The sequence below is a fragment of the Pseudomonas khavaziana genome (genome assembly GCF_019145205.1).
GTDB classification, from domain to species: Bacteria; Pseudomonadota; Gammaproteobacteria; order Pseudomonadales; family Pseudomonadaceae; genus Aquipseudomonas; species Aquipseudomonas khavaziana.
Genome location: NZ_JAHSTT010000002.1, coordinates 131784 through 148385 on the forward strand (window position 1 = coordinate 131784; position 16602 = coordinate 148385).

At 58.1% G+C, this 16602-nt stretch carries 19 protein-coding genes; 15 read left to right on the forward strand and 4 right to left on the reverse strand.

The window, feature by feature from the left end:
- The first annotated feature begins 35 nt into the window (after positions 1-35).
- From KVH01_RS05120 to KVH01_RS05185, 15 genes are all read left to right on the forward strand, one after another.
- On the forward strand, positions 36-443 hold the full coding sequence (locus KVH01_RS05120; RefSeq protein ID WP_043048220.1) for a F0F1 ATP synthase subunit I: 408 nt from the start codon (positions 36-38) through the stop codon (positions 441-443).
- A 16-nt stretch (positions 444-459) separates the two neighbouring features.
- Positions 460-1329, forward strand: a complete 870-nt coding sequence (gene atpB, locus KVH01_RS05125) for a F0F1 ATP synthase subunit A (protein WP_043048219.1) — start codon at positions 460-462, stop codon at positions 1327-1329.
- A 133-nt stretch (positions 1330-1462) separates the two neighbouring features.
- Complete coding sequence (gene atpE / locus KVH01_RS05130) at positions 1463-1720, forward strand: F0F1 ATP synthase subunit C (protein WP_002555987.1); 258 nt, start codon at positions 1463-1465, stop codon at positions 1718-1720.
- A gap of 56 nt (positions 1721-1776) precedes the next feature.
- A complete protein-coding gene (locus KVH01_RS05135; RefSeq protein WP_003195835.1) occupies positions 1777-2247 on the forward strand; it encodes a F0F1 ATP synthase subunit B in 471 nt (156 codons plus the stop codon).
- 12 nt (positions 2248-2259) lie between these two features.
- Complete coding sequence (locus tag KVH01_RS05140; RefSeq protein WP_003195833.1) at positions 2260-2796, forward strand: F0F1 ATP synthase subunit delta; 537 nt, start codon at positions 2260-2262, stop codon at positions 2794-2796.
- Between the two features lie 21 nt (positions 2797-2817).
- Positions 2818-4362, forward strand: coding sequence for a F0F1 ATP synthase subunit alpha (gene atpA / locus KVH01_RS05145; RefSeq protein ID WP_003195831.1), 1545 nt, complete (start codon positions 2818-2820; stop codon positions 4360-4362).
- A 50-nt stretch (positions 4363-4412) separates the two neighbouring features.
- Positions 4413-5273 (forward strand): F0F1 ATP synthase subunit gamma, encoded by an 861-nt coding sequence (atpG, locus tag KVH01_RS05150; protein WP_005792602.1) that lies wholly within the window; start codon positions 4413-4415, stop codon positions 5271-5273.
- 27 nt (positions 5274-5300) lie between these two features.
- Complete coding sequence (gene atpD / locus KVH01_RS05155; RefSeq protein ID WP_003195827.1) at positions 5301-6677, forward strand: F0F1 ATP synthase subunit beta; 1377 nt, start codon at positions 5301-5303, stop codon at positions 6675-6677.
- 44 nt (positions 6678-6721) lie between these two features.
- Complete coding sequence (locus KVH01_RS05160) at positions 6722-7138, forward strand: F0F1 ATP synthase subunit epsilon (RefSeq protein WP_003177061.1); 417 nt, start codon at positions 6722-6724, stop codon at positions 7136-7138.
- A gap of 123 nt (positions 7139-7261) precedes the next feature.
- Positions 7262-8629: a bifunctional UDP-N-acetylglucosamine diphosphorylase/glucosamine-1-phosphate N-acetyltransferase GlmU gene (gene glmU, locus KVH01_RS05165; RefSeq protein WP_217880674.1), complete on the forward strand. Its 1368-nt coding sequence runs from the start codon at positions 7262-7264 to the stop codon at positions 8627-8629.
- A 218-nt stretch (positions 8630-8847) separates the two neighbouring features.
- Positions 8848-9615 carry a DeoR/GlpR family DNA-binding transcription regulator gene (locus tag KVH01_RS05170; protein WP_043048216.1) on the forward strand — a complete coding sequence of 256 codons (768 nt, stop codon included), beginning with the start codon at positions 8848-8850 and terminating at the stop codon, positions 9613-9615.
- Positions 9616-9625: 10 nt separating this feature from the next.
- Complete coding sequence (gene glmS, locus KVH01_RS05175) at positions 9626-11458, forward strand: glutamine--fructose-6-phosphate transaminase (isomerizing) (protein ID WP_032894388.1); 1833 nt, start codon at positions 9626-9628, stop codon at positions 11456-11458.
- An 84-nt stretch (positions 11459-11542) separates the two neighbouring features.
- Positions 11543-11908 (forward strand): hypothetical protein, encoded by a 366-nt coding sequence (locus KVH01_RS05180; RefSeq protein WP_217880675.1) that lies wholly within the window; start codon positions 11543-11545, stop codon positions 11906-11908.
- Positions 11909-12089: 181 nt separating this feature from the next.
- Positions 12090-12392: a transposase gene (locus KVH01_RS30530; protein WP_060549947.1), complete on the forward strand. Its 303-nt coding sequence runs from the start codon at positions 12090-12092 to the stop codon at positions 12390-12392.
- 8 nt (positions 12393-12400) lie between these two features.
- A complete protein-coding gene (locus tag KVH01_RS05185) occupies positions 12401-13225 on the forward strand; it encodes an IS3 family transposase (RefSeq protein ID WP_404822012.1) in 825 nt (274 codons plus the stop codon).
- Positions 13226-13304: 79 nt separating this feature from the next.
- Here KVH01_RS05185 and KVH01_RS05190 read toward each other — a convergent pair whose 3' ends face one another.
- Genes KVH01_RS05190 through KVH01_RS05205 form a run of 4 tightly spaced genes read right to left on the reverse strand, consistent with a single transcriptional unit; the run spans position 13305 to position 16600 of the window.
- Complete coding sequence (locus KVH01_RS05190) at positions 13305-14237, reverse strand: phosphatidate cytidylyltransferase (protein ID WP_043048213.1); 933 nt, start codon at positions 14235-14237, stop codon at positions 13305-13307.
- A 1-nt stretch (position 14238) separates the two neighbouring features.
- Complete coding sequence (locus tag KVH01_RS05195) at positions 14239-14859, reverse strand: lysophospholipid acyltransferase family protein (protein ID WP_217880676.1); 621 nt, start codon at positions 14857-14859, stop codon at positions 14239-14241.
- Positions 14860-14868: 9 nt separating this feature from the next.
- Positions 14869-15312, reverse strand: coding sequence for a hypothetical protein (locus tag KVH01_RS05200; protein ID WP_217880677.1), 444 nt, complete (start codon positions 15310-15312; stop codon positions 14869-14871).
- Complete coding sequence (locus tag KVH01_RS05205; RefSeq protein ID WP_217880678.1) at positions 15302-16600, reverse strand: phosphatase PAP2/dual specificity phosphatase family protein; 1299 nt, start codon at positions 16598-16600, stop codon at positions 15302-15304. Before KVH01_RS05205 ends, KVH01_RS05200 begins: the two co-directional genes overlap by 11 nt.
- Positions 16601-16602: the final 2 nt, after the last annotated feature.

Here is a 16602-nt window from a genome sequence, read left to right on the forward strand (position 1 = left end):
GATTTCCGGCAGCCGACCATTGAGGAGCAAGAGTGATGGAAACCCGCACGCCAAACACGTTGCCGTTCCATCGCTTGGCTGTTTTCCCGGTTTTATTGGCTCAACTTGTCATTCTGCTGATCGCCGCTTTGGCGCTTTGGTATTGGCATGGAGTCGTAGCCGGATATTCAGGACTCTGCGGAGGCCTGATAGCCTTGCTGCCCAATATGTATTTTGCTCATAGGGCCTTTCGGTTTTCCGGCGCCCGAGCAGCCCAGGCTATCGTCCGGTCTTTTTATGCCGGCGAGGCGGGGAAACTGATTTTGACGGCAGTGCTGTTTGCACTGACCTTTGCAGGTGTGAAGCCATTGGCGCCGCTGGCTGTATTCGGCGTCTTCGTGTTGACCCAACTGGTCAGCTGGTTCGCTCCCCTGCTAATGAAAACAAGACTTTCGAAACCTTAGGGCGTTTGAGGCAACCATGGCAGAAACAACCGCTTCGGGCTATATCCAGCACCACTTGCAGAACCTGACCTTCGGTCAGCTTCCTAATGGCGGCTGGGGCTTTGCCCACACCGCAGCAGAGGCCAAAGAAATGGGGTTCTGGGCTTTCCACCTGGATACTCTGGGCTGGTCGGTCGCATTGGGTCTGATCTTCGTCCTGATTTTCCGCATGGCGGCAAAGAAGGCGACTTCCGGTCAGCCAGGTGCTTTGCAGAACTTCGTTGAAGTATTGGTCGAATTCGTCGATGGAAGCGTGAAAGACAGCTTCCATGGCCGTAGCCCGGTGATTGCACCGCTGGCACTGACCATCTTCGTCTGGGTGTTCCTGATGAACGCCATCGACCTGATCCCGGTGGACTGGATTCCTCAGTTGGCCATCCTGATCTCCGGCGATGCGCACATTCCATTCCGTGCCGTATCGACCACTGATCCGAACGCTACCCTGGGCATGGCCCTGTCGGTGTTCGCGTTGATCATTTTCTACAGCATCAAGGTCAAGGGTATCGGCGGTTTCATCGGCGAACTGACCCTGCACCCTTTTGGCAGCAAGAACATCTTCGTTCAAGCCCTGCTGATCCCGGTGAACTTCCTGCTGGAATTCGTCACCCTGATCGCCAAACCGATTTCCCTGGCTTTGCGACTGTTCGGCAACATGTATGCCGGCGAGCTGGTGTTCATTCTGATCGCTGTGATGTTCGGCAGCGGCCTGCTCTGGCTTAGCGGCCTGGGCGTAGTACTGCAGTGGGCGTGGGCTGTGTTCCACATCCTGATCATTACCCTGCAGGCCTTCATCTTCATGATGCTGACCATCGTCTACCTGTCGATGGCGCACGAAGAGAACCATTAAGACCAGTCTCGACTAGTCTGATGTCCTTCCCGGTCAAACGGGAAGGTGGCCCACCAGGGCTATGAAACGATTTGTTTTACCGCTTTAAAATCTAAAAAACCTAAACCATACGACGTAAAAGTCGGGAGGAAAGATGGAAACTGTAGTTGGTCTAACCGCTATCGCTGTTGCACTGTTGATCGGCCTGGGCGCCCTGGGTACTGCCATTGGTTTCGGCCTGCTGGGCGGCAAATTCCTGGAAGGCGCAGCGCGTCAGCCAGAAATGGTCCCAATGCTGCAAGTTAAAATGTTCATCGTCGCCGGCCTGCTCGACGCCGTGACCATGATCGGCGTTGGTATCGCACTGTTCTTCACCTTCGCGAACCCCTTCGTTGGTCAACTCGCTGGCTAATCACTCGAATTTTCGAGTGATTGGGGTGATGGACAACGAATGAGCGAGGTGTTGGCGTGAACATTAATGCAACCCTGATTGGCCAATCCGTTGCGTTCTTCATTTTTGTAGTGTTTTGCATGAAGTTCGTGTGGCCTCCGGTCATCGCGGCTTTGCACGAACGTCAGAAGAAGATCGCGGATGGTTTGGACGCTGCCAGCCGTGCAGCTCGCGACCTGGAGTTGGCCCACGAGAAAGTGGGTCAGCAACTGCGCGAAGCTAAAGCACAGGCAGCCGAGATCATTGAGCAAGCCAAGAAACGCGGTAACCAGATCGTCGAAGAGGCTGTTGAAAAAGCCCGCGTCGAAGCTGACCGTGTGAAGGCTTCGGCTCATGCCGAGATCGAACAGGAACTGAACGGTGTCAAAGACGCGCTGCGTGCCCAACTGGGTGCCCTGGCGGTCGGCGGTGCTGAGAAGATCCTCGGTGCCACAATCGATCAAAACGCGCACGCGGAGCTGGTTAACAAACTGGCTGCTGAAATTTAAGCGAGGGCGATCATGGCAGAACTGACCACGTTGGCCCGACCTTACGCTAAGGCAGCCTTCGAGCACGCCCAGGCCCACCAGCAGCTGGCCTCTTGGTCAGCCATGCTCGGCCTGGCTGCAGCCGTGTCGCAAGACGACACCATGCAGCGCGTGCTCAAGGCCCCGCGCCTGACGAGCGCAGACAAGGCCGCCACTTTTATTGAAGTGTGCGGCGACAAGTTTGATGTGAAGGTGCAGAACTTCATCCACGTCATTGCCGAAAACGACCGTCTCCCGCTATTGCCGGAGATCGCCGCTCTGTTCGACCTGTACAAGGCCGAAGCAGAGAAATCGGTAGACGTTGAAGTGACCAGTGCTTTCGCATTGAACCAAGAACAGCAAGACAAACTCGCCAAGGTTCTCAGTGCACGACTCAATCGGGAAGTGCGCCTGCAAGCTTCGGAGGACGCATCGCTTATTGGTGGTGTTGTTATCCGTGCCGGCGACCTGGTTATCGATGGCTCGATTCGCGGCAAAATCGCGAAACTTGCCGAAGCATTGAAATCTTGAGTTTGAAGGGGCAGCAGAGCAATGCAGCAACTCAATCCTTCCGAAATAAGTGAAATTATCAAGGGCCGCATCGACAAGCTCGATGTGACCTCCCAAGCCCGTAACGAAGGCACTGTCGTCAGCGTATCTGACGGCATCGTGCGGATTCACGGTCTGGCCGACGTAATGTACGGCGAGATGATCGAGTTTCCGGGCGGCGTCTACGGTATGGCCCTCAACCTGGAGCAAGACTCCGTAGGTGCCGTTGTATTGGGCGCGTACACCAGTCTGGCTGAAGGCATGAGCGCCAAGTGCACAGGCCGCATCCTGGAAGTTCCGGTTGGTAAGGAACTGCTGGGTCGCGTAGTCGACGCACTGGGTAACCCTGTTGACGGTAAAGGTCCACTGGGCAACACCGAGACCGACGCGGTCGAGAAAGTTGCTCCAGGCGTGATCTGGCGTAAGTCGGTAGACCAGCCTGTACAGACTGGCTACAAGGCTGTCGATGCCATGATCCCAGTCGGCCGTGGCCAGCGTGAGCTGATCATCGGTGACCGTCAGATCGGTAAAACCGCTCTGGCGATCGACGCGATCATCAACCAGAAAGACAGCGGCATTTTCTGCGTCTACGTAGCTATCGGTCAGAAGCAATCGACCATCGCCAACGTAGTTCGCAAGCTGGAAGAAAACGGCGCCCTGGCCAACACGATCATCGTGGCTGCCAGTGCTTCGGAATCTCCTGCGCTGCAATTCCTGGCACCGTACTCCGGCTGCACCATGGGTGAATTCTTCCGCGACCGCGGTGAAGACGCGCTGATCGTTTATGACGATCTGTCCAAGCAAGCAGTGGCTTATCGCCAGATTTCCCTGCTGCTGCGCCGTCCACCAGGCCGTGAAGCTTACCCAGGCGACGTGTTCTATCTCCACTCCCGTCTGCTGGAGCGCGCATCCCGCGTTTCGGAAGAATACGTAGAGAAGTTCACCAACGGCGCAGTGACCGGCAAAACCGGTTCCCTGACCGCACTGCCGATCATCGAAACCCAGGCTGGCGACGTTTCCGCGTTCGTTCCGACCAACGTGATTTCCATCACCGACGGTCAGATCTTCCTGGAATCGGCCATGTTCAACTCCGGGATCCGTCCTGCTGTGAACGCCGGTGTTTCGGTATCCCGTGTGGGTGGTGCCGCTCAGACCAAGATCATCAAGAAGCTCTCCGGTGGTATCCGTACCGCTCTGGCTCAGTACCGTGAACTGGCGGCATTCGCCCAGTTCGCTTCTGACCTGGACGAAGCGACCCGTAAGCAACTTGAGCATGGTCAGCGCGTTACCGAGCTGATGAAGCAGAAGCAATACGCCCCGATGTCGATCGCTGACATGGCGTTGTCGCTGTATGCCGCTGAGCGTGGGTTCCTGACCGACGTTGAAATCGCCAAGGTCGGCAGCTTTGAACAAGCGCTGATTGCTTACTTCAACCGCGATCACGCCGAATTGATGGCGAAGATCAACGTGAAGGGTGACTTCAATGACGATATCGACGCTGGCATGAAAGCCGGTATCGAGAAGTTCAAGGCCACCCAAACCTGGTAAGCCGCAGCGGGAGCCGCAAGGCTCCCGCTTGCTAACCTGATAGGTGTTACATGGCAGGCGCAAAAGAGATTCGCAGTAAGATTGCGAGCATCAAAAGCACGCAAAAAATTACCAGCGCCATGGAAAAAGTGGCGGTCAGCAAAATGCGCAAGGCACAAATGCGCATGGCTGCTAGCCGTCCTTATGCGGAGCGTATCCGCCAGGTAATTGGGCATCTGGCCAACGCCAACCCGGAATACCGCCACCCGTTCATGATCGAGCGCGCCGTAAAGCGTGCAGGTTATGTGGTAGTGAGCAGTGACCGTGGTTTGTGCGGTGGTCTGAATACCAACCTGTTCAAGGCCCTGGTCAAGGACATGGCGGTAAACCGCGAAAACGGCGTCGAGATCGATCTGTGTGTTGTTGGTAGCAAGGGTGCGGCCTTTTTCCGCAACTTCGGCGGTAACGTCGTTGCAGCTATCAGCCATCTGGGTGAAGAGCCGTCGATCAATGATTTGATCGGCAGTGTGAAGGTGATGCTGGATGCGTACCTGGAAGGCCGGATTGACCGCCTGTCCGTGGTATCCAACAAGTTCATCAACACCATGACCCAGCAGCCAACCGTGGAGCAATTGATTCCACTGGTGGCGACCCCGGATCAGGAACTCAAGCACCACTGGGACTACCTCTACGAACCAGACGCCAAAGAGCTGCTTGACGGCTTGATGGTGCGCTACGTGGAGTCGCAGGTGTACCAGGCGGTGGTCGAGAACAACGCAGCTGAACAAGCGGCGCGGATGATCGCGATGAAAAACGCTACCGATAACGCCGGTGATCTGATCAGCGATTTGCAGCTGATCTACAACAAGGCGCGTCAGGCTGCGATCACCCAAGAGATCTCGGAAATCGTCGGCGGCGCTGCCGCGGTTTAACGGTTCAAATATTCAGAGGATCCAGCTATGAGTAGCGGACGTATCGTTCAAATCATCGGCGCCGTTATCGACGTGGAATTTCCACGCGACAGCGTACCGAGCATCTACAACGCGCTGAAAGTACAAGGCGCGGAAACTACCCTGGAAGTTCAGCAGCAGCTGGGCGACGGCGTAGTTCGTACCATTGCGATGGGTTCCACCGAAGGCTTGAAGCGCGGTCTGGACGTTGTCGACACTGGCGCTGCCATCTCCGTACCGGTCGGTAAAGCGACTCTGGGCCGGATCATGGACGTACTGGGCAACCCGATCGACGAAGCTGGCCCGATTGCCACCGAAGAGCGCTGGGGCATTCACCGCGCCGCGCCTTCGTTCGCCGAGCAAGCAGGCGGCAACGACCTGCTGGAAACCGGCATCAAGGTTATCGACCTGGTTTGCCCGTTTGCCAAGGGCGGTAAAGTCGGTCTGTTCGGTGGTGCCGGTGTAGGCAAGACCGTAAACATGATGGAACTGATCCGTAACATCGCCATCGAGCACAGCGGTTATTCCGTGTTCGCAGGTGTTGGTGAGCGTACTCGTGAGGGTAACGACTTCTACCACGAGATGAAGGACTCCAACGTTCTGGACAAAGTGGCACTGGTTTACGGTCAGATGAACGAGCCGCCGGGAAACCGTCTGCGCGTAGCCCTGACTGGCCTGACCATGGCCGAGAAGTTCCGTGACGAAGGTAACGACGTTCTGCTGTTCGTCGACAACATCTACCGTTACACCCTGGCCGGTACTGAAGTATCCGCACTGCTGGGCCGTATGCCTTCGGCAGTAGGTTACCAGCCGACCCTGGCTGAAGAGATGGGCGTTCTGCAAGAACGTATCACTTCGACCAAGGAAGGTTCGATCACCTCGATCCAAGCGGTATACGTACCTGCGGATGACTTGACCGACCCGTCGCCAGCCACCACCTTCGCCCACTTGGACGCCACCGTCGTTCTGTCCCGTGACATCGCTTCCCTGGGTATCTACCCGGCGGTCGATCCACTCGACTCGACTTCGCGCCAGCTGGACCCGAACGTGATCGGCCAGGAGCATTACGACACCGCTCGCGGCGTTCAGTACGTGCTGCAGCGTTACAAAGAACTGAAGGACATCATTGCGATCCTGGGTATGGACGAGCTGTCGGAAGCCGACAAGCAGTTGGTAAACCGTGCTCGTAAGATCCAGCGTTTCTTGTCGCAGCCGTTCTTCGTGGCTGAAGTCTTCACCGGTGCCTCGGGTAAATACGTTTCCCTGAAAGACACCATTGCTGGCTTCAAAGGCATCCTCAACGGTGACTACGACCACCTGCCAGAACAAGCGTTCTACATGGTCGGCGGCATCGAAGAAGCGATCGAGAAAGCCAAGAAACTGTAATCCTGGCGCCCGGAAACGGGCGCTCATCAGGTTGAGGCAATCAGATGGCTATGACAGTCCATTGCGATATCGTCAGCGCGGAAGGGGAAATCTTCTCCGGTCTGGTAGAAATGGTGATTGCACACGGCGAACTCGGTGACCTGGGTATTGCCATGGGCCACGCGCCATTGATCACCAGCTTGAAGCCAGGTCCGATCACTCTGACCAAGCAAGGCGGGGAAAAGGAGGTGTTCTACATCTCTGGTGGTTTCCTCGAGGTTCAGCCGAACATGGTCAAGGTACTTGCCGACACCGTGCAACGTGCTGGCGACCTGGATGAAGCCTCCGCTCAGGAAGCCGTCAAGGCTGCCGAGAAGGCGCTGAACGAAAAAGGCGCAGACTTCGACTACAGCGCTGCTGCAGTTCGTCTGGCCGAGGCTGCAGCTCAGCTGCGCACGCTCCAGCAGATCCGCAAGAAGTAAGCGGCCATGCCGTTACGCTTCATGCGTGATTGATTAAAAAGGGTAGCCTCGGCTACCCTTTTTCTTTTTTTGCAAAACACTTCTTTGGTCTGAACCCGGACCGCCCAGGATTGGTAGCCATTCATGTCTCTTGAAATCGTCATTCTCGCCGCAGGCCAGGGCACTCGTATGCGTTCGGCCCTGCCCAAGGTGCTGCACCCGGTTGCCGGCAATTCCATGCTGGGCCATGTTATCCACAGCGCCCGCCAACTGGACCCGCAGCGCATTCACGTGGTGATCGGTCACGGTGCCGATGTGGTGCGTGAACGCCTCGCCGCAGACGACTTGAATTTCGTTCTACAAGACAAACAACTCGGCACCGGCCACGCCACTGCGCAGGCTGTACCCTTCATCACAGCTGATACCGTGCTGATCCTATATGGCGACGTACCGCTGATCGAAGTCGAAACCCTGCAACGTCTGCTCAAGCATGTCGTGCCTGGGCAGATGGGCCTGCTCACCGTTGAGCTGGACGACCCTACCGGTTACGGCCGCATCGTGCGTAATGCCGACGGCAAGGTTGCCGCTATCGTCGAGCATAAGGATGCCAGCGAAGCCCAGCGCGCCATTACTGAAGGCAACACGGGCATTCTTGCCGTGCCTGCCGATAAGCTGGGCGACTGGATGAGCCGTCTGTCCAACAACAATGCCCAAGGCGAGTACTACCTCACCGATGTGATCGAAATGGCTGTGAGTGATGGCCTGCTGGTCGCCACCGAGCAGCCCCACGACCCGATGGAAGTGCAGGGCGCCAACGACCGCAAGCAGCTCGCAGAGCTGGAGCGTCACTACCAACTGCGTGAAGGCCTGCGTCTGATGGCCCAGGGCGTGACCCTGCGTGACCCGGCGCGTTTCGATGTGCGTGGCGAAGTGTCGGTGGGCCGCGACGTGCTGATCGATATCAACGTGATCCTCGAAGGCCGCGTGATCATTGAAGACGACGTGGTCATCGGCCCGAACTGCGTGATCAAGGACAGCACCTTGCGCAGAGGCGTGGTGGTTAAGGCTAACAGCCATATCGACGGTGCCGTGATGGGCGAGGGTAGCGATGCGGGGCCGTTTGCACGGTTGCGTCCGGGTACTGTGATGGGCGTGAGAGCGCACGTTGGCAATTTCGTCGAGCTGAAAAACGCGAAAATGGGTGACGAAGCGAAGGCCGGCCACTTGGCTTACCTCGGTGATGCAGTGATCGGTGCTCGCAGCAACATTGGCGCCGGTGCAATCACCTGTAACTACGACGGCGCCAACAAATACCAGACGACTATTGGTGAAGACGTATTTATCGGCTCAAACAACTCGTTGATTGCGCCGGTCACCATTGGTGATGGTTCAAACACTGCGGCAGGTTCCACCATCAACCAGGATGTGGATAAATCTCAGTTGGCCGTCGCCCGTGCCCGTCAGCGCAATATCGACGGTTGGAAGCGCCCGGTAAAAATCAAGAAGACCTGATTTATCCACAGCCTCGCCAGCAGCAAGACTCCAATGTGGGAGGGGGCTTGCTCCCGATAGCGGTGGTTCAGTCACATATACATTGGCTGACACACCGCCATCGGGAGCAAGCCCCCTCCCACATTTTGCCTGCATTATTTAGAGATCTCACTTGACGATCTTTCGCCAATAGGTTTTGATTGCCTTCGTTATCTTTCGAAACGAAACTTATCATCACCATGTCGAAACGAAATACACCCCAACGACGCCACAATATCCTCACTTTGCTCAATGAACAGGGCGAAGTCAGTGTGGACGAATTGGCCAAGCGTTTCGAAACTTCGGAGGTGACCATCCGCAAGGATCTTGCCGCCCTCGAAAGCAATGGCCTGCTCCTGCGTCGCTACGGTGGCGCAATCACCATGCCCCAGGAGCTGGTAGGCGACGCCGCACAACCCATCTCGGCTTACAAGCGCGCCATCGCGCGTGCGGCAGTGGTGCGTTTGCGCGAACACGCACGCATCATCATCGACAGCGGCAGCACCACCGCCGCCATGATCCCCGAACTGGGCCATCAGCCCGGCCTGGTGGTGATGACCAACTCCCTGAACGTGGCCCGCGCCTTGAGCGAACTGGAACATGAACCTGTGCTGTTGATGACTGGCGGAACCTGGGACCCGCATTCGGACTCGTTCCAGGGCCAGGTCGCCGAGCAGGTGCTGCGCTCCTACGACTTCGACCAACTATTCATCGGTGCCGATGGCATCGATCTGCAGCGTGGCACCACCACCTTCAACGAATTGCTGGGCTTGAGCCGCGTCATGGCCGAGGTCGCCCGTGAAGTGGTGGTGATGGTCGAATCCGACAAGATCGGCCGCAAGATTCCCAACCTGGAACTGCCCTGGAGCAGCGTCCATACCCTGATTACCGATGATCGCCTGCCGCTTGAGGCCCGCGACCAGATCCAAGCCCGCGGCATTACGCTGATATGCGCGGCCATCATCTAGGAGAAATACCATGTGTGGAATTGTTGGCGCAGTCGCCGAACGTAACGTTACTGCCATCCTGATCGAAGGCCTCAAGCGTCTGGAGTACCGCGGCTATGACAGCGCCGGTGTGGCCGTCTTCACCAACGCCGGCAAGCTGGAGCGCATGCGCCGCCCGGGCAAGGTCAGCGAGCTGGACCAAGCCCTGGCTGGCGAGCCGCTGGTAGGTCGCCTAGGGATTGCCCACACGCGTTGGGCCACCCACGGTGCGCCCTGCGAGCGTAACGCTCACCCGCACTTCTCCGGTGACCTGGCGGTGGTACACAACGGCATCATCGAAAACCATGAAGTGCTGCGCGAACAGCTCAAGGGGCTGGGCTACGTATTTACTTCGGATACCGACACCGAAGTGATCGCCCACCTGCTCAACCACAAGCTCAAGGACCACAGTGACCTGACCACCGCCCTCAAGGCCACCGTCAAGGAGTTGCATGGCGCCTACGGCCTGGCGGTAATCAGCGCCAGCCAGCCTGACCGCGTCGTGGCAGCCCGTAGCGGCAGCCCGCTGGTAATCGGCCTGGGCCTGGGCGAGAACTTCCTTGCCTCCGACCAACTGGCCCTGCGCCAGGTGACCGACCGCTTCATGTACCTGGAAGAAGGCGACATTGCCGACATACGCCGTGAAAGCGTGCAGATCTGGGACGTTAACGGCCAGTCCGTCGAGCGCGAAGCCGTGCAATACCGCGACGGTGCCGAAGCCGCTGACAAGGGCGAGTTCCGCCACTTCATGCTCAAGGAAATCCACGAGCAGCCATCGGTGGTGCAGCGCACCCTGGAAGGTCGCCTAAGCCAGAACCAAGTGCTGGTCAACGCCTTCGGCCCGCAAGCCGCCGAACTGTTCGCCAAAGTGCGCAATGTGCAGATCGTCGCCTGCGGCACCAGCTACCACGCCGGCATGGTCGCCCGTTACTGGCTGGAAGAACTGGCGGGCATTCCGTGCCAGGTCGAAGTCGCCAGCGAGTTCCGCTATCGCAAAGTGGTGGTGCAGCCCGACACCCTGTTCGTGACCATCTCCCAGTCCGGCGAAACCGCCGACACCCTGGCCGCTCTGCGCAACGCCAAGGAACTCGGCTTCCTCGGCAGCCTGGCCATCTGCAACGTCAGCATCAGCTCCCTGGTGCGTGAATCCGACCTGACCCTGCTGACCCAGGCCGGTCGCGAAATCGGCGTAGCCTCGACCAAAGCCTTCACCACCCAACTGGTGGGCCTGCTGCTGCTGACCCTGTCCTTGGGCCAAGTACGCGGCACCCTCGCCGAGGGCGTCGAAGCCACTCTGGTAGAAGAACTGCGTCGTCTGCCGACCCGCCTGGGTGAAGCCTTGGCCATGGACAGCACCGTGGAAAAAGTCGCCGAGCTGTTCGCTGACAAGAACCACACCCTGTTTCTGGGCCGTGGCGCGCAATACCCGGTGGCGATGGAAGGTTCGCTGAAACTCAAGGAAATCTCGTACATCCACGCCGAAGCCTACCCGGCCGGCGAGCTCAAGCACGGCCCATTGGCCCTGGTGGATGATGACATGCCGGTGGTCACCGTCGCGCCGAACAACGAACTGCTGGAGAAGCTCAAGTCCAATCTGCAGGAAGTCCGCGCCCGTGGCGGCCAACTGATCGTCTTCGCGGACGAGAAGGCGGGCATGACCAATGGTGAGGGCACCCACGTGATCAACATGCCACACATCCACGACACCCTGTCGCCGATCCTCTACACCATCCCGCTGCAGTTGCTGTCGTACTACGTTGCCGTGCTCAAAGGCACTGACGTTGACCAGCCGCGTAACCTGGCGAAGTCGGTGACAGTGGAGTAAGCCTTACTGACGTACCCAAAAGGGGCTGTTTTCAACAGCCCCTTTTTTACGTTTTGGATTCGCTCAATTCAAGGATGCGTATTGATGCAAAACCCTCCTGTTATCGTCCACGCACTTTTGCACAATCGTCGGTTCGTGGTCGCCAACAACGCCCAAGGGTTGTCCGGTACCGGCACCGTGTTTCATTACCACGTCGAAGACAGCGTGATTTCCAGCACTTACCAGGGTGGCCGGATTCGTCTGGGTACGCAGATCGGAAGGGTGACCGGCCCAGATACCATCGAGCTGCTCTATCACTGCCTGACCTTGGAAGGGGAATTGCTCGCTGGGTGGTCACGCGGCACGGTCGGTGTGGATCACACCGGGCGCACCACGCTGAGTTTCGTTTGGGGCTGGCTGTCAGGTGCGACAGGCGGCGGCGAGTCCAGCTATATCGAGATCACTGTTTAAAGAGCCCGCAGCCGCATTTACTGTAGGAGCGAGCTTGCTCGCGAAAAACGTCAACAATAACGCGTGCTTTCTGAATAAACGCGGCGCCTGTGAGTTTTTCGCGAGCAAGCTGAACTGGCCTAATGATTTTGGACACTTCAATCGGGCGCTATGATAGCGCCCAAATATGAGGTGTTTGGATATGCGTAAATCTTATTCGAGTGAGTTCAAGCTCAAGGCTGCCAGCATGGTGCTGGATGAAGGCCAGCCGGTTACTGAGGTCTGTGCCAGCCTGGATATCGGCCCCACAGCCCTACGCCGCTGGATCGATCAAGTGCAAAAAGAACGCTTGGGCTCGACTCCGGTAGGGGCCAAGGCGATTACCGCTGATCAACGAGAAATCCAGAGGCTCAAAGCTCTGCTTAGAGAGAAAGACCTGGATATCGAAATCCTAAAAAAGGCCAGTGCTCTCCTGCTTTTGGACGCCAAAGATCATTCACGCTGATCGATGAGCTGGACGAGCAGTACGGCGTTAAAAGGTGTTGTCGGGTGTTTGGGATCAACCGCAGTAGCTTCTACGCCTGGCGCCAGCGCAAAGGCAGAGCAAATCCCGAACGGGACAAGCTCAAAGCCGCGCTGGTCAGGCACCACAAGGCGTCCAGAGAGTCGGCCGGCGCACGTACTTTGTCCAAGGAGCTACAAGCCAAAGGGCATCGTATCGGACGTTACATGGCTCGCAGTTTGATGCGTGAAGCTGGCATCGCTAGTCGTCAGCGCAGGCGCCATAAGTACAAGTCGCCGGGCGTGGAGGCCTTGGTAGCGCCGCACATGCTCAAGCGGAAATTTGACGTGACGGCGGTTAATCAGGTGTGGTGTGGCGACGTGACTTACATCAAGGTCGGCAAGCGGTGGATGTACTTCGCAGCCATTTTGGATCTGTACGCTCGCAGGATCGTAGGCTGGTCGTTCTCGATGATTTCCGATGCCAACCTGACCTGCGAAGCACTAGGCATGGCAGTGGAGCTACGTGGCCATCCTCAGGATGTGTTGTTTCATTCTGACCAAGGTTGTCAGTACACCAGTCATAAATTCAGAAATTTGCTGCTGAAACATGGATTTAGGCAAAGCATGAGTCGTAAAGGCGAGTGCTGGGACAACGCTCCAATGGAGCGTTTCTTTGGCAGTTTGAAGTCGGAGTGGGTGCCTGAAGCGGGTTACAAACTCGAACATGAGGCCCGAGCAGACGTGCAGCGCTATGTCTCGCGCTACAACATCAGCAGACCTCATAGCTACAACGACTACCGGTCGCCGGTCTCGAAGGAAAGGTTGGCGGCGTGAACCTTAATCAGTGTCCAAGATTACTTGACCAGTTCAAGCTCGCTCCTACATGGGGCATTGGGTTTGAGAAAGGGGTGGCTCAGGTCCACCAGTAGCGTACGAGGTGAAAGAATATCGGCGCCGCAAAGCACACCGAATCGAGCCGATCCAGCATCCCGCCGTGCCCTTCGATCATATGCCCCCAATCCTTCACGCCGCGGTCACGCTTGATCGCCGACATCACAATCCCGCCGGCAAAGCCCAGCAAGTTGATCAGCAGCGCGATCAGGAACGACTGCCAAGGGTTGAACGGCGTGGTCCACCACAGCGCTGCACCGATCAGTGACGACAACAGTATCCCGCCGACAAAACCTTCCACGGTTTTCGACGGTGACAGGTTGGGCGCGATCTTGTGTTTGCCGAACAGCTTGCCGCATACGTACTGCAATACGTCTGACAGTTGCACCACGATCACCAGGTAGGCGATCAGCAACAGGTTGCGGCCTTCGTAGCCAGGAATGTCCAGCGTCAGCAGGGCGGGGACGAAGGACACGCAGAACACCGCGATCATCAGCCCCCATTGCACCTTCGAGGCGCGTTCCAGGAAGTGTGTGCTGTCGCCGCCCAGGGAGGCGAGGATCGGCAGCAGCAGGAACACGTACACCGGGATGAAGATCGAGAACAGCCCATACCAGTCGGCGTAGATCAGCACATATTGCAGCGGCAGGGCGAGGTAGAACGCGGCCACCAGGGCCGGGTAGTCGCTGCGGCGGGTTGGGGTGAGGGTGAGGAATTCTCGCAGGGCGTAGAACGACACGGCATAGAACAACAGGATCACCGCGCCGGTGCCGAGCCAGAAGGCGATGCCGATCACCACCACCATCACCCACCAGGCGTTGATGCGGGCGTTGAGGTTGTCGATCACCGCATTGGGGCTTCCACGGGTGCGCAGTTTGAGGATCAGGCCAATCAACGAGGCGATGACCAGGATCGCGCCGATGCCGCCGAATAACATCAGGGTTTGGCTATCCATCTCAGGAATGCTCCGGGGCAAGGGCGAGCAGGGCGTCGCGGCTGCGGGCAAGGAAGGCGGCTTTGTCTTCGCCTTCTTCCAGTTGCAGGGGGGCACCGAAGCTGGTGGTGCATAACAACGGCAATGGCAATACGCGACCCTTGGGCATGACCCGGTTCAAGTTGGCTATCCACACAGGGACCAATTCGGCCTGTGGGTAACTCTTTGCCAAGTGGTACAAGCCGCTTTTGAACGGCAGCAAGCCATCCTCCAGATTGCGCGTGCCTTCTGGAAAGATGATCAACGAATCGCCGCTTTCCAGGGCCGCGAGCATGGGCATCAGTGGGTTATCCACTGGCTCTTTGCGCTCGCGGTCGATCAGCACACCGTTGAACACCCGGTTGATGATGTAGCGGCGCAAGGCGCTCTTGTTCCAGTAGTCACTGCCGGCCACCGGGCGCGTGAACTTGCGCAGGTTCTGCGGCAGCGACGCCCATACCAGCACGAAGTCGCCGTGGCTGCTGTGGTTGGCGAAATAGATGCGCTGCACCGGCACTGGCGCGCACCCCAGCCACAGGCTGCGAGCGCCGGTGACGGTGCGGGCCATGGAGGTAATCAGCGTGGCGACCACGGGTTCGAACATGGGGATTCCTTATCCGGCGAAAGGCAGCCAAGGGCTGGCGAGGATGACGCCCAGGGTCAGCAGCGCTTGTGCGCCCAGCAACCAGGCTTGTTTGCGCAACAGTTTGAGCGCGCCACGACGGCGTTCGGTCCAGGGCCGGTCGGCGCGTTTGGGCGATTGCAGGCCAAGGGTTTGCAGGGCCTGGTCGAGATCCGGTGTGCGTGTGGTGTCGCGGGCCAGCAGGGCGAACAGGTCGGCGTCGAAGGCCACGCGCAATGCCCAGTATTTTTGCAGCAGGCCCAGTACGATCATCCACAGGGCGAGCAGCAGGCAGATCGTCGAGATACTCGCCAACAATAGCTGGGCAAGGCCGAACAGTACGCCGAGCAGCGTCAGGCCTGTGGATAACTGATCCAGCGAACGGCCACGGCGCAGTAAGCTGGCGACCACTTGGAGTTCCATATCAGCCGGCATGGGGCAAACCCTCCAAAGCTTCACGGTGTGCGGGGTGTAGGACCACATTGGCCCGTGCTGTACGAATGATAGTCAGTGCTTGATCAACCGTGGCGGCGCGCCGCGTGTTCAACAGCCAGGCGGCGACGGCCGTGGCGCTGCGAGAATAACCAAGGGCGCAGCACACCAGCAAAGGGCCTTGCTGGCGTAGTTGCTCGATAGCGTGCGCAGCTTTCAGGCATTCGTCGGGTGTTGGTGCGATCAGGTCAAGCACGGGCACGCAGGCATAAGCACGGCCCTGTGGATTAATCGGCAGTTCGGCGCACAGATCGACAATGGCCTTGAATGAACCCTGCTGGCGCGATGTGGGGATACGTCCGAGCCAGACGTTATCCACAATCACATCGGGCTGTGGATGTTTGCGTGTCCACAGGCGTGAATTGATCCACGCGCCAGCTAGATAGGGTGCATATAGCCAGCGCGCGGCGGGAGTAAGACGGCCATCTTCGCGTTTTTGAAAGCCTGACGCGCCTAGCACGAAGTAGTTGGCCTTGATCAACACCAGGGAAACCGCCGGCCACAGCAGCCACAGCCAGCCGCCGCCGAGGCCGAAGGCAAGCACCGCCAATATCAATGCGCCTAGCCCATAGCGCACTCCCAGTCGCCAGCGTTGGGGATTGCGCGTCAGTCGCGCATTCAACAAGGGGCTTGGGTGTTCTACTGGCCATAGCCATACGCACAACCATCCTGCGAGGGCGCCTGTGGGTAAGTCGATAAAGTGATGTTGATAAGTGGTCAGCACCGAAATGCCGATCAACGCGAACCAGCCGTGTACCAGCCAGCGCCATACCCCCTGGGTGTGCCGCTGATACATGACCCACAGGATCACCAGCAGCGCGATATGCAGGGACGGCGCCTGGTTGAAGGGCTTGTCAAAACCGGCCAGCACCGCGAACAGCCAGCCGAACACGCCGTCCAGTTCCGGCCGTTCGAACGTGAAGCGCAGCGGCCAGATCAGGAAGCAACCGACGGCTATGACCTGCGCGCTCAGCAGGCGCAGCGCATGTTGTTTCAGCTCATGACGGGTATTGGGCAACAGCAGTGAGAAGCCGTAGAGCAGGTCGATGGACCAATAGGGCACGATAGTCCAGGCCCAGAACGGCATATGGGTTTCCCAGCCAAACACCAGCGTGCCGACGTCGCTGCGCTGGCTGGTGACCCAGTTGGCAAAGCCATAGGTGCTGAAAAACAGTGGCGCCAACAGCAGCAGCCAGAGGACCGCTGGTTTCAATAAACCGGGTTCACGCATGT